Annotated in this window: 14 protein-coding genes; all 14 read left to right on the plus strand. The window is 46.2% G+C overall.

The features are described 5' to 3' along the window. Positions 1-97 precede the first annotated feature (97 nt). The 14 genes from MHI38_RS18705 to MHI38_RS18770 all read left to right on the plus strand — a co-directional run bounded on the left by MHI38_RS18705 (position 98) and on the right by MHI38_RS18770 (position 13,488). A complete protein-coding gene (locus MHI38_RS18705) occupies positions 98-649 on the plus strand; it encodes a GrpB family protein (RefSeq protein ID WP_154891436.1) in 552 nt (183 codons plus the stop codon). Continuing rightward, a complete protein-coding gene (locus MHI38_RS18710; protein ID WP_261769530.1) occupies positions 646-1,059 on the plus strand; it encodes a ribosomal maturation YjgA family protein in 414 nt (137 codons plus the stop codon). The genes MHI38_RS18705 and MHI38_RS18710 overlap by 4 nt, the downstream gene beginning before the upstream one ends. A gap of 29 nt (positions 1,060-1,088) precedes the next feature. Beyond that, the gene (locus MHI38_RS18715) at positions 1,089-1,646 is read left to right on the plus strand and encodes a GNAT family N-acetyltransferase (protein WP_154891435.1); all 558 of its coding nucleotides are present in this window, start codon (positions 1,089-1,091) and stop codon (positions 1,644-1,646) included. Positions 1,647-1,693: 47 nt separating this feature from the next. After that, positions 1,694-2,023: a DUF952 domain-containing protein gene (locus MHI38_RS18720; protein WP_090918766.1), complete on the plus strand. Its 330-nt coding sequence runs from the start codon at positions 1,694-1,696 to the stop codon at positions 2,021-2,023. A 24-nt stretch (positions 2,024-2,047) separates the two neighbouring features. Continuing rightward, positions 2,048-2,614 carry a DUF1572 family protein gene (locus tag MHI38_RS18725; protein ID WP_253498272.1) on the plus strand — a complete coding sequence of 189 codons (567 nt, stop codon included), beginning with the start codon at positions 2,048-2,050 and terminating at the stop codon, positions 2,612-2,614. A gap of 28 nt (positions 2,615-2,642) precedes the next feature. After that, positions 2,643-3,218 carry a histidine phosphatase family protein gene (locus MHI38_RS18730; protein ID WP_341181521.1) on the plus strand — a complete coding sequence of 192 codons (576 nt, stop codon included), beginning with the start codon at positions 2,643-2,645 and terminating at the stop codon, positions 3,216-3,218. A 9-nt stretch (positions 3,219-3,227) separates the two neighbouring features. Then, entirely contained in the window at positions 3,228-3,965 is a 738-nt protein-coding gene (pxpB, locus tag MHI38_RS18735) for a 5-oxoprolinase subunit PxpB (protein ID WP_341181522.1), read from the plus strand. Further along, the gene (locus MHI38_RS18740; protein WP_341181523.1) at positions 3,965-4,990 is read left to right on the plus strand and encodes a 5-oxoprolinase subunit C family protein; all 1,026 of its coding nucleotides are present in this window, start codon (positions 3,965-3,967) and stop codon (positions 4,988-4,990) included. Before pxpB ends, MHI38_RS18740 begins: the two co-directional genes overlap by 1 nt. Beyond that, positions 4,987-5,766: a LamB/YcsF family protein gene (locus tag MHI38_RS18745; RefSeq protein ID WP_154891430.1), complete on the plus strand. Its 780-nt coding sequence runs from the start codon at positions 4,987-4,989 to the stop codon at positions 5,764-5,766. Before MHI38_RS18740 ends, MHI38_RS18745 begins: the two co-directional genes overlap by 4 nt. A gap of 27 nt (positions 5,767-5,793) precedes the next feature. Continuing rightward, positions 5,794-6,252: an NUDIX domain-containing protein gene (locus MHI38_RS18750; RefSeq protein WP_154891429.1), complete on the plus strand. Its 459-nt coding sequence runs from the start codon at positions 5,794-5,796 to the stop codon at positions 6,250-6,252. Between the two features lie 521 nt (positions 6,253-6,773). Next, positions 6,774-7,190: a pyridoxamine 5'-phosphate oxidase family protein gene (locus MHI38_RS18755; protein ID WP_090918752.1), complete on the plus strand. Its 417-nt coding sequence runs from the start codon at positions 6,774-6,776 to the stop codon at positions 7,188-7,190. A 501-nt stretch (positions 7,191-7,691) separates the two neighbouring features. Continuing rightward, positions 7,692-9,965 (plus strand): bifunctional 2',3'-cyclic-nucleotide 2'-phosphodiesterase/3'-nucleotidase, encoded by a 2,274-nt coding sequence (locus MHI38_RS18760; RefSeq protein WP_154891428.1) that lies wholly within the window; start codon positions 7,692-7,694, stop codon positions 9,963-9,965. Between the two features lie 218 nt (positions 9,966-10,183). Next, positions 10,184-11,248, plus strand: a complete 1,065-nt coding sequence (locus MHI38_RS18765; protein WP_154891427.1) for an EAL domain-containing protein — start codon at positions 10,184-10,186, stop codon at positions 11,246-11,248. A gap of 200 nt (positions 11,249-11,448) precedes the next feature. After that, on the plus strand, positions 11,449-13,488 hold the full coding sequence (locus tag MHI38_RS18770) for a methyl-accepting chemotaxis protein (RefSeq protein ID WP_154891426.1): 2,040 nt from the start codon (positions 11,449-11,451) through the stop codon (positions 13,486-13,488). Positions 13,489-13,542: the final 54 nt, after the last annotated feature.

The raw sequence follows: 13,542 nt of genomic DNA on the forward strand, positions 1-13,542 counted from the left end.
ATCAGATCGAATTGAATCCATGTATACTATGAGGGAGGCGTACTTATGCGTCTCCTTTTTTGAACATAGAATCGAGCTTCGAGGAGTGATTATGGAAATGACCGATCAGATGAACCCGGAGAATTGGCCTGCATGGGCCACGGAACCTGTAGAAGTTGTAGAAGCTAACCCCGCTTGGAGTGCGCAGGCTGAGGAAGAAATTGCGCAGTTAAGAGAGCTTTTGAAACACCTGGAAATACATACATTCGAACATATAGGGAGCACATCCATACCTGGTTTGTCTGCCAAGCCAATTATTGATCTGATGGGGAAGGTGCAGTCCTGGGATGACATGGAGCGCATTGCCGAGAAGTTGAACCCTGTAGGCTGGAACTACGTTCCGCCTGAACTGGATGGCCGGGAATACAGACGATTCTGGGTCAAAGTTAAAGATGGGAAACGAGCTGTGCATCTGCATCTCATGCGTCCAGATGAGGAACGCTGGGAGCGACAGATCCGGTTTCGGGATGCACTGAGATCTCGGCCGGATTTGGTGAAGGCCTACGCCGAACTGAAAATCAAGCTTGCAGATGAGAATAAAGACGACAGAGAATCGTATACCACTGCCAAAACCGAATTCATCTTAAAGGTTCTGGATGGACGGCTGTGAAGCATCAGAACGGGCTGTCCATTAAAAATAGATGGGTCTACTTCATCGCCGTGATCATCACGATGGCAGCGGGACTAGCTTCCAGAACATATGGAGCGGTTTTGCCGAAATGGATGTATGAGCATTTTGGAGATGCGCTATGGGCAGGCATGATCTATTTTGGCATACGTATGGTATTCATTCACTTGAGCCGTGCGAGAGCAGTCTGGATCAGTGTTATATTCAGTTGGGGCGTTGAATTCTCTCAAATGATTCAGGTACCTTGGCTGAACGATCTGCGTTCGACGTTGTTGGGAGCTCTGATATTGGGTCGTGGATTTCTAGTCAATGATTTAATCCGATACCTAATCGGCATATTATGTGTTTATTTTATAGACCGTTTTATCTTGACTAGATTTATACGTTTATAGAGTCAATTCATAAATAGGAGGTACGCTGAATGAATATCGATAAACTTTTTGCAGCATCCCCTGAGTTTGAAACCGAACGGTTGTACCTCAGACGTCTTACGATGGATGACCTCGATGAATATTATGCATTTGCATCTGACCCGAAAGTTAGTGAGCAAAGCTTGTGGCAGTGCCATCAAAGCAAGGATGATTCCATCGGTTATCTGGAGCGAGTGCTGCGAAACTATGAGCAAAAAACGGTATATCTCTGGGCTTTTGTGCTGAAGGAAACGGAAACGCTGATTGGAAGAGGTGGCATTTTCCATCTGGATGAATTCATGCAGAGCGGGGAACTGGGGTACGCCATTGGTAGCGCCTATTGGGGCAAGGGGCTTGCCGCGGAAGCTATGCAACCTATCGTTGATTACTGCTTCGAGCAACTGGGGTGTAACCGGCTGGAGGGTAAATGCAATGCGGGCAACATCGGCTCTGCGCGTGTGATGGAAAAGCTGGGCATGGTGCAAGAAGGGGTGTTACGCAAGCAATTGAAAATTAAAGGTGTATTTACCGACCAGAAGATGTACGCCCGCATCCGGGATGATCTATAATAGTTGATTAACATGAGCTGTCTTACAGCGACCAAGGAGGAAAAACTATGATCTATAGCATTATTTCCCGTTCCGTATGGGAGGAAGTGTCCAAAGGAGACACATATGCACCAGAGAGTTTAGAAACGGACGGCTTTATTCATTGTTCCACCGCAGAGCAGATCCCGTGGGTAGCTGGACAGTATTATGCAGGACGTACCGATCTGTTGCTGCTCGGGATTGAAGAGAGAACGTTGAAGGCAGAGCTGGTCTATGAGGATCTATATGAATTAAACGAGTTATTTCCACACATCTATGGAGAGTTGAATCTGGATGCGGTAAGTAAGGTCCTGAACTTTGAACCGAATGCAGACGGCACGTTTTCTTTCCCGGCATAACTTTCTGAAATGGGGGTAAGACGGATGGATATGAATCAGGCTTTTTTGGAAACAGCGGAGAAACAGTTCCTCTACTACAAGCAGCTTGGTGAACGCGCAATGGAGCAATTGGAGACGGAGCAGTTGTTCCAGACATGGAACGAAGACACCAACAGCATTGCAGTCATCGTAAAGCATTTGTGGGGCAATATGCGATCCCGCTGGACGGATGTGCTGACAACGGATGGTGAGAAACCATGGCGTGAGCGTGATGCCGAATTCGTGGGTGATTTTCATACGAGGGAAGAGTTGCTTGCCAAGTGGGAAGAGGGCTGGGACTGTCTGCTGGGAGCGCTGCGTTCGTTTACTCCGGATCACATGTCTCAGATCATATATATTCGGAATGAGGGCCATACCATTATGGAGGCGATTATGCGGCAGTTGGCGCATTATCCGTACCATGTGGGGCAGATTGTGCACACGGCCAAAATGTTAAAAGAAACGTCGTGGGATAGTCTTTCTATCCCCAGAAACGGGTCAAATACTTATAACGAAGGCAAGTTTTTGAAACCAAAGACCAGAAAACATTTCACAGAGGACGAGCTTGAATGAGTTTTAGAGAAAAGAGGGATTACAAACGATGACACAAATTGCGTTGATACGTCACGGCAGTACGGCATGGAATAAAGAAAAACGTTCGCAGGGACAGACAGACAACCCGCTTGATCAGGAGGGCAGAGAACAGGCGGCTTTGTTAGCGGCGAGGCTGGCGGAGGAATCCTGGGATGCCATCTACGCCAGTGACTTGGAGCGGGCAAGTGAAACGGCTCGTGTTATCGCAGATCGGCTTGGTATTCAGGAGATTCATCTCGACCCGAGATTACGTGAAATGGGCGGAGGTCAGGTGGAGGGCACAACAGAAGAGGAACGTGTCGCGAAATGGGGAGCAGATTGGAGTTTGCTCGATCTAGGAAAAGAGCACCCGGACACAGGTGCTTCCCGAGGGAAAGCGGCGTTAGAAGATATCCTTCGGCAGCATTCGAATGGACGAGTCATCGTGGTGAGTCACGGGGCTGTGCTTCGTAATACATTACGGGCACTGGTACCGGAACTGGATATCAGCGTAAAGCTGGGGAACACATCGATTACACGAATGGTGCATCAGGATCAGGCATGGCAGTGTGAATTGTACAATTGCAGTGCGCATCTGGAGTGAGGTAAAGCCATGGACACAATCTCCTATAACTGGACAGAGGACAGGTTATCTCCACTCGGAGAGCGTGGAATTGTAATTCGCTGCGGCGAGTCGCTGTCTGAGGTGGTACATCAGAGAGTGATGTCAGTATGTGCTCTTTTGGAAAAGGGATCTGTGACAGCTGCGGTGGAGTGGGTGCCTTCTTACTTGTCTGTCACATTGTTTTACGATCCTTGGATATCGTCTTATGAGGACACATGTGGGCTTCTGCTACAACATTTGCGTCAACTCAATGACGAATCTAAAGATTTGAAGTCCATTGGGATGGGGAATTCTCCTAGGATTGTGACTATTCCGGTATGTTACGGCGGAAAGTTCGGGCCGGATCTGGAACATGTGGCTAACGAACATGGGCTGACAATAGAGGAAGTCATAGCGATCCATTCATCGGTTGATTACCTCGTACATATGATTGGATTTGCCCCCGGCTTCCCATATTTAGGAGGACTGCCTGAACAAATAGCCACGCCACGGAGGGTAACGCCGAGGCTTCAAGTAGAGGTGGGGACGGTAGGCATAGGTGGTTCTCAGACAGGGATCTATCCGATAACGACACCAGGTGGGTGGCAGTGTATTGGACGGACACCTATCCGTCTTTTCCGTCCGGAAACGAATCCTCCAAGTCTGCTTGAAGCGGGAGACTTTGTTCACTTCAAGCCCATTACGATGCAAGAATACTTGGAACTGGCGCGGAAGGAGGAGGAGTGATGAGTATACAGATCATTCGTCCTGGCTTGTTAACAACCGTTCAGGATGAAGGTAGAATCGGGTATCGCCGTTATGGTGTGCCCGTAGGCGGTTCAATGGACATGTTCGCGGCGCGAGCAGCCAATATACTTGTCGGTAACTCTCGGCACGATGCAGTACTTGAGATCACGATGTCCGGGCCGGAACTGCAAGTACAAACCAATCAACTGGTTTCGCTATGTGGTGCAGATCTCAGTGCCACGGTAGATAGGCAGCCTGTACCTTTGTGGCGCCCCGTGCTGTTGCGGGCTGGCAGTGTATTGAAGTTTGGCGCATGCCGGCATGGCCTGCGTGCATATTTGGCGTTTGCTGGCGGGATCGATGTACCAGAAGTAATGGGCAGCCGTAGTACGGATGTTAAGACCGGGTTTGGTGGTTTTCATGGGAGAGCTCTGCGTGCGGCAGATGTCCTGGATACGGGAAGCATCCAAGATCAGGTTCGACAATGGATGCGTTTTATGGAAGAACAATTAGGTGATAACAAATCCATGGTCGCTCCGGCATGGCTATTATCAGAGCGGGAGAGACCCAACTATTACGGTAAAGCTGTCGTTCGAGTGATGCAAGGTCAAGACTGTGCGGAATTCAGCGCAGAGAGCCTGGATCGATTTGGTACCGAAGATTACCTCATCTCTCCCCAATCTGATCGTATGGGATACCGGATGCAGGGGTTACGGCTGGAGCTAAATCGGCCATTGCATCGTTTATCCGAGGCGGTCACCTTTGGCACGGTGCAGGTACCTGCGGATGGGCAGCCTATCGTATTGATGGCGGATCACCAGACCATTGGAGGATATCCTGTGATTGCACAGGTAGCTGCGGTTGATTTGCCCATTCTGGCTCAGGCCAGGCCCGGAAGTCGCGTTTCTTTTGCAGAGATTACGCATGAAGAAGCACGTGATCTCTATATAGAACGTGAGCGGAACTTAAGATTGCTGAATCAGTTGATTCGCAGGAAAATGGCCGAAATGGAGGTGATATCATGAGCGTTTCATATACACTGGATATCAATTGTGATCTTGGTGAGAGTTATGGTTTTTATCAGACGATGATGAATTCCGATGAAGCCATGATGCCATTGATCACATCGGCTAATATTGCCTGTGGATTCCATGCGGGTGATCCCTCCGTCATGCGGCTGACGGTAGAACGGGCAATCGTGCATCAGGTAGCCATTGGCGCACATCCCGGGTTGCCTGATTTGCAAGGATTCGGAAGACGAAATATGGAGATTACACCACGGGAAGCCTACGACATGGTGGTGTATCAGATTGGGGCACTCGATGCTTTTGTCCGTGCCAGCGGAGGGCGTCTGCATCATGTAAAACCACATGGAGCACTTTATAATATGGCGGCAACCAATTCGAAGCTCGCTGAGGCTATTGCCGAAGCGGTTTATAGGGTGCAACCTGAGCTTTATTTATATGGTTTGGCAGGCAGTGAGCTGATCAGGGCAGCTCAGCGAATCGGTGTTCGCGGCGTGAATGAAGTATTTGCAGATCGGACGTATACCTCTGATGGCAGATTAACGCCTCGCAGTCACGAAGGTGCTCTCATAGAACGATCTGAAGAAGCACTGGCTCAGGTGATTCGCATGGTTAAAGACGGAGTGGTCGTATCTACGGATGGAACCTTAGTTCCCATTACAGCAGATACAGTTTGCATCCATGGTGACGGCACACATGCCCTTACGTTTGCTCAAGAGATTCGTCGCATGCTGGAAGCGGAGGGTGTTGCACTGACCGCATATGAAGCGAGATAAAGATGGAGAATGGAGGAGTTGTACACCATGAAACCCATACGGAATTCGGCCAAAGCGGTCATTGTTCAGGACGGAAGTTTGTTACTGATTCGTCTACAAGATCAGTATGGTGATGCTTATGTTTTTCCAGGCGGTGGGCAGGAGAAGGGTGAAGAACTGAAAGATGCGGTAGCTCGGGAATGTCTGGAGGAGATTGGACAGGCGGTGCAGGTAGGTGAGCTATTACATATCCGGGAATACATCGGTGCCAATCATGAGTTTGCTGAGTGGGATGCAGATATCCATCAGGTGGAGTTTTATTTCGAGTGCAGTCTGGTTGATCCAAAAGCTTCAGTCTTTGAAGGCTCTAACCCGGATGATCATCAGGTTGCTGTAGAATGGATTGCGCTCGAGGAGCTGTCCAACATCCGCCTGTATCCCAAAACCATCGGTGAATTGCTGTTGAAAAAGGGAGAGCAACGCATTTACCTTGGAGACCTTAATTAAGTTAACATTCTCAAAATTGTCATGCATATGTTCTGGTTCAGGGATTCATCATAGGTGAGGCGGGTACACTATAAGTACAGGCGTTTGCAAAGCCAAAAGGCATCTGTCCTTAATAGTGCATCTGTACAACGTACCATTAGAAAGATCAATGTCTAGAGTAAAAGACAGAGATTTTTAAATTAACCCTAGAAGGTTTTTAAAGCTTTTGGGCTTTGAACCGCTTCTACCAATGGAAGAATTACAGCAGTAGTGGAAGGGACGAAATCGATTCTGCAGAAGTGAGTTAACCGCACGTTGTTTTGAATTTTAATTCTAACTCTAATTTTGAGGAATTGTGCGTAGTGGAGAGAACGGAATCGATTCGGAAGAAGCGAAGCGCTCGCCTTTATCACCGGATTATTTACCAATAGAAAAATTCAATAATAAATCCGGGGATAACAGCGATCGGAAGAACGATCCGTACTCGTAACGCTTATGCACAATTCATCAAACACTCCCCCATCCCGAAAGGAGCAACTCCCATGAACCAGAACGAATTGGAACAAAACATTGTGAAGGCTTTGGAAAATAACCCGTATTGTAGTTTCTCTACCGTAGAGAATGGCAAGCCGAAATCCCGTTATATGGCTATTTTCAATGATGGGCTGAATATTCATCTGGCAACCAACCGTCAGACGCACAAAGTAGAGGAACTGGAGAACAATCCGAATGTTAGTCTTCTGCTTGGTTACGAAGCCGGAGGCACCAAGGAAGTGGTGGAGATCGAGGGTACTTGTGAGGTCACTAAAAATGAATCCTTGCGTGAGCAAGTGTGGAATGATGAGTTGAAGGCATGGTTCGATGGACCTAATGATCCCAACTATGTAATCTTGGATATTACCCCAGCTCGCATAGAATATACAGGCAAAGACCATGAGCATCATGTGTGGGAGCAATAAATTCAGGCGTAGCTTCAAGGTAAAGCCAATTACCAAATTATCTTGGCGAATACTCGTTGTCAGACGACGAAAATATAGAGAATGTTCAACCGTGAATGCCTTTTCTAAGGCTTCGCGGTTTTTAATTTTATCCCAAAACAGCAAGATATGCACTTTATGTAACATTGATGTAACATACGTGATTTTGAGTAATTATACCCTAACCCTTTCCTTATTCACTGCAAAATATGTCGAAATCACGCATGAAAACGTAAAATGGACTAGTTATGTGCGGATAACGTAAAAATTAATGCTTTTCATTGTTTTAACATTACGTTATGATTTGATATGTAAATACACGCACAGATATGAATAGATGTTCATGTGAGATAAACTTACCTGAAGACGCCGATGAGTGCTCATTGGATCATCAGTACGCACAACCCATGAAATCTATTATTTTCTGTGCCTGTATTTGCGGTATTGCATGATTTAATGTACATAAACCGGGAGGGGTTATTTTTGAAGAAAAGTAAGAAGTTGTTATCAAGCCTGACTGCCGCTTTCGTTGCATTTAACGTGCTTGCGGTATTTCCAGTACCTGTATCGGCTGCCGATGCGGCCAAAGTCAAATTGCGGATCATGGAAACAACGGACATTCATGACAACCTGATCAACTATGACTATTATTCAGACAAAGCGACGGATCAATATGGACTGGCCAAAACGGCTACGCTGATCAAGAAAGCCCGTGAGGAAGCGAAGAACAGCTTGTTGTTCGACAACGGTGACTTGATCCAGGGTAACCCGATGGGAGACTATGTTGCGAAGATTGATCCTCTGAAAAAGGGTGAAACTCACCCTGTATATAAAGCGATGAATCTGCTCGATTATGATGCAGGTAACATCGGTAACCATGAATTCAACTATGGTCTCGATTTCCTTGACATGACGCTGGAGGGAGCAAACTTCCCTTACATCAATGCCAATGTTTATGTAGACGATGGTGACAAAGATGAAACAAATGACAAAAACTACTTCACTCCTTATAAAATTTTGGACAAAAAAGTAACGGATGAGAACGGCAAGGAGCATACCATTAAAGTGGGCGTGATCGGATTTGTGCCGCCGCAAATCATGCAATGGGACAGTGCTAACCTTGAAGGTAAGGTGATTGCCAAGGATATCATCGCTACTGCGAAAAAGTTTGTTCCAAAGATGAAAGCCGAAGGTGCGGACATTATCGTAGCGATCCCTCACTCGGGATTCGAGGATATTCCGCAAACCGACCTGATGGAGAACTCCGTGCTGTACCTGAGCCAGGTGGAAGGCATTAATGCCATTCTGTTTGGACATGCCCACAAAGTATTCCCTAGTGCAGACTTTAAAGGTAAAAAAGGAGTCGATCTGGAAAAGGGTACAATCAATGGTGTTCCTGCTGTAGAGCCTGGTTTCTGGGGTGATCACCTCGGAATCATTGATCTGGACCTGGAGCAAGTGGACGGCAAATGGAAAGTGGTTGATTCCAAAACAGAAGCACGTCCAATCTACGATACCGCGAACAAAAAACCGCTGGTAGATGCGGATCAGGCAATCGTTGATGCTGTCCATGACGAGCACGAAGGCACACTGGAATATGTACGTGGTCCGGTTGGCGAAACGACAGCACCGATCAACAGCTTCTTCGCTCTGGTGCAGGATGACCCATCCATTCAGATCGTAACGAATGCACAGAAGTGGTACGTGGAAAAGAAACTGCAAGGCACTGACTATGAGAATGTCCCAGTCCTGTCTGCGGGTGCACCTTTCAAAGCAGGTGGACGTTCTGGTGCTTCGTATTACACCAACATTCCTAAAGGTACGATTGCCATCAAAAACGTGGCAGACCTTTATGTATATCCAAACACGGTACACGCTGTAATGGTGAATGGTGCCGAATTGAAAGAGTGGTTAGAATGGTCAGCAGGCCAATTTAACCAGATTGATCCGGCTAAAGGCGGTCAGCAACAATTAATTAATATGGATTTCCCAACGTATAACTTTGATGTTATCGATGGTGTAACCTACCAGATTGATGTTACACAACCAGCTAAGTACGATAGTAAAGCGACAGTGGTTAATGCATCGGCCAGCCGGATCAAAAACTTGAGCTTCGAAGGCAAGCCGGTAGATCCAGCACAAAAATTCATCGTAGCAACGAATAACTATCGTGCGTCTTCATCCAAATTGGCTAACCCGGACGGTAAACGTATCGTTCTGGCTGCACCGGATGAGAACCGTCAAGTGATTATCGACTATATCCGTGAGAACAAAACGATTAACCCGACAGCGGATGGCAACTGGTCGCTAGCACCAATTAAACCTTCTGCTGGTGTAACTGCGGCAGCGCTGAATGACCTTGAGGTGGTATTTGCTTCTTCGCCAGATGCGAAGGATCTGGTAGAGGCGAATCCGGCTATGTCCTTTATTGGTACCAATAAAGATGGGTTCGCAGAGTACGGATTGAAACTGACAGGTGAGGCAGCAACAACACCAAAACCTGAACCAAGCCCGGCTCCGACACCGAAACCCGAACCAACACCAGCGCCGACGCCAAAACCTACACCAACACCAAAACCACAGCCGGAGAAACCAGCTACGAACCATAAAGTCGTATATGTGGTGCAAAAAGGGGACAACCTGTATCGCATCGGTTTAAAACATGGTGTGGACTGGCGTGTACTTGTCAAAACAAACAAAATCACTAATGTGTATAACCTGAAAGTTGGACAAAAAATTGTCATTCCTGTTTCATAGATTCTAATAAAGGGTATAGTCAAAAGACTGGCAGTCATCAGACTGCTGGTCTTTTTTGTGGCAAGAAAGAATACAAATGTTTCTGTATACATCATATAGGAAGTCATTAAAACATTAGAGATTAATTTCTAGACCCATGATATACTATTTACAAACTTTGGGTATAAAACTTGGTAACATTAATGATGTAGCTTGATAAACTGGCAAGGGGGTTCTACATGAATTGCAGTGGCTGCAGTCCGATCTATCCGATAGAGAGCCAAGGTACCTTGTACCTGCGTCCCGTCTCCCCTGCTTTGCTGGAAGCGCTGCAAACCAAGGGAAGGTATGTTGATTATTCAGAAGAGATGTTTTGGTTCCATTTTTCAGACGTACAGGAGTTACAGAATCGGATGGAAGAGATTATAGATATGGAGAAGATATTGTCGATTTCGCTGGCCGTTCTGTTAAAGTCTGTAACGGAACCATTCACCGATGATTTTAAGAGTGAGTGGATTAGTCTATCCATGCAACATGCCAGAATCAAATATGCTGATATCGTTTCTACTATTTTAGAACGCCAGTTTACCAGTTATATGCAACCGATTGTAGATGCCTCAAAGTGCATTATCGGATATGAGTTTTTGCTTCGTCCGGCTGAACATGGGAGAGCATTTAGTTCCTATGAATTGTTTGAAGTAGCTCGCGAAACGGGACTGCATTCGTTTCTGGATCGTACTGCCCGTATTAAGGCCATTGAGACAAGCGCCAAATATCTGCCTCGCGGTGTGAAACGTTTTGTTAATTTCCTGCCTTCCTCTATTTATAACCCCGAATATTGCCTGACACATACATTTGAGGCGATAGAACGTCTCTCGCTCGATCCGAAAGATTTCGTTTTTGAAGTCGTTGAAACTGAACAGATCCAGCAACTGTCTACATTGCAGCATATTTTTGAAGTTTATCGCTCTCGCGGTATGTCCGTAGCATTGGATGATGTAGGCGCTGGATTTTCGACGATCGAACTAATGAACCGCTTAGAGCCGGATTTTGTGAAAATTGATCGCAGCCTGATCGACTATTGTGATCAGGATGAAGTGAAGCAACAGAAGATCAGAAATATTGTTCAGTTATCCAATCGATTTGGAGGCAAAGTGCTTGCCGAGGGGATCGAACGAATGGAGGAGTTTGATTTCTGCCGATCGGTTGGAATTGAACTTGCACAAGGATATTATTTTGGTAAACCCGCAGCACGACCTCCCGATGGTCCATATTCAGATCCATCGTACAGAGAAGCGAGATAACTGTCGTTCACCTTTGGATTAAACATTAACATTGAACATTAACATTACAGCACAAGTCACTTTCCCCTTGAAGTGACTTGTTTGTCGTGAACTTTGTTTTTATTCAAAAAAACTCTGTCATTAGCCGATATATAGTATAGACCAATAGAAGTTCATACATAGCTGGGAGCATGGTGACATAATACAAGGGGGAGAACCGATTGAAAGAGACTAAGAACAAAAAGAAAAGTAAAAAGAAAGCTTTTGTCTGGAATATCCGCAATAAAATGCTCGTTTCTTTTTTGGTTGTTCTTTTGGTACCAAGTTTGGCAATTGGCTTGGTGTCTTTGTATATCGCGGAAGATACAGTACAAGCACAACTGAACGACAGTGCCCTTCAGAGCGTAAGTACGGCTAATAAGATTGTCGAAAGTCAGGTTAATAACAAAATTTTTGACATTAATTTCTTCTCGGATTCACTCGAACCGTCCTTGATCAAAGGAGAAAATGATAGCACGGAGCTTCAAACCAAGCTTGCTCAGTATCTGGGACTGCATCCGGATGTTTTAAATATTTTTGTAGGGTCGACAGAAGGAGTCATGGTTCGCGGCAAGCCAACAGAGAGTAGCCAGCGAGGAGAAGCTTATGATCCAAGAGAGCGTGAGTGGTATAAGCTCGCGATGGATAAGCCGGGTACGGTTGCTATTTCACCTGTCACCAAAAATACAGATGGCGTAGCGGTTGTTTTTATCTCCAAAACGCTTAAGGATCAATCCGCTGTAATTGGCTTGTCACTTGATTTGACCGATCTACGGGATCAGGCTGCGATTAAGGTTGGTCAAGAAGGGTACGTTATTATTCTGGATAAAGATAAACATGTTGTTGTTTCTCCTGTACAAGAAGTAGGTACACAGGAAAAGAGCGGCGTGTTGGATCAAATGTATGATGGCAAGGAAGGTCAATTTGACTATGATTACGAAGGCCGTTCCAAAACCATGATTTTCTCTACGAATGAAGCAACGGGTTGGAAAATTGCAGGTACGATGTTCAAGAGTGAAGTCACCGACGCAAGTAAGGAAATAAGACTTGCTACGCTTATCGTTCTTCTGGCTTCTGTATTCCTAGCCCTTATCTTTATTATCTGGTTCACTCGTTCGTTAGTGAGCCCGATTAAACGGTTGCAGGAAAATGCAAGAGCTGTAAGTAAAGGCGACCTCACCGTGAAGATGGATAGTAAACGTAAAGATGAAATGGGCGAACTCGCGAAGTACTTTGAACGCATGGTGGATAACTTACGCATGATGATTCTGGGTGTGCAGGAAACGGCAGAACAAGTATCCGCTTCTTCACAAGAGTTGTCTGCGAGTGCAGACCAAACAACCAAAGCCATTGAACATTCAACGATGGCGATCCAAGAACTGGCCGAGGGTGCAGAGCAACAAGTGAATAGTGTGAAGGACGGTTCTGGACAGATGAGCCGTATGGCAGAAGACGTCCGTCAGATGTCAGAGCGTGTACAATCCATAACTACAGCCATGCGAAATACATCCGGGGCAGCATCTTCAGGGAATGAAGCAGCGGGAGAAGCTGTTGAACAGATGAATATCATCCAGGAAACGGTGGAACAGTTAGGAGATGTTGTGCAGTCTCTTAATGCCCGTTCAGTTGAGATTGGTAGTATGGTTGATGTCATTGCATCTATCTCCAAACAGACCAACCTTCTCGCACTGAATGCATCTATTGAAGCAGCAAGAGCAGGGGATGCAGGACGTGGATTTGCAGTCGTAGCTGGAGAGGTACGCAAGCTGGCTGAAGAATCGGGTAGTTCCGCGGCTCAGATTGGTGAACTTGTGCATAATATTCGTCAGGACATGGACTCTGCCCTAACAGCGATGAATGCTGCCCAAAGCCGTGTTGGTGAGGGGATACAGGCTGTAAATACTTCTGGAAAATCCTTCGCCCAAATTCGTGAAGCGGTGGAGGATGCTGTTCATACGCTGGATGAACTATCCGAAACGACGAAACAATTGGAGAATGGTGCCTCTCATGTGGCTCAGACGATGACGGATATCTCGAACGTCACTCAGGAATCTGCGGCGAGTACCGAATCTGTATCGGCTTCATCGCAAGAACAACTGGCTTCTGTTGAGGAAATTGCTTCGTCTTCTGCACATTTGAATAGTATGGCTGAACAGTTACAAGGATTGCTGGGCATGTTCAAAATGATGGATGATCCCGCAAAAGATAATAGCAAATCCTGACCATAAAGGGTCAACCAACCATTATCAAAATAATAGAAAAAAATAAATATAGAC

The organism is Paenibacillus sp. FSL K6-1558, from assembly GCF_038002565.1.
Taxonomy (GTDB): Bacteria; Bacillota; Bacilli; order Paenibacillales; family Paenibacillaceae; genus Paenibacillus; species Paenibacillus polysaccharolyticus.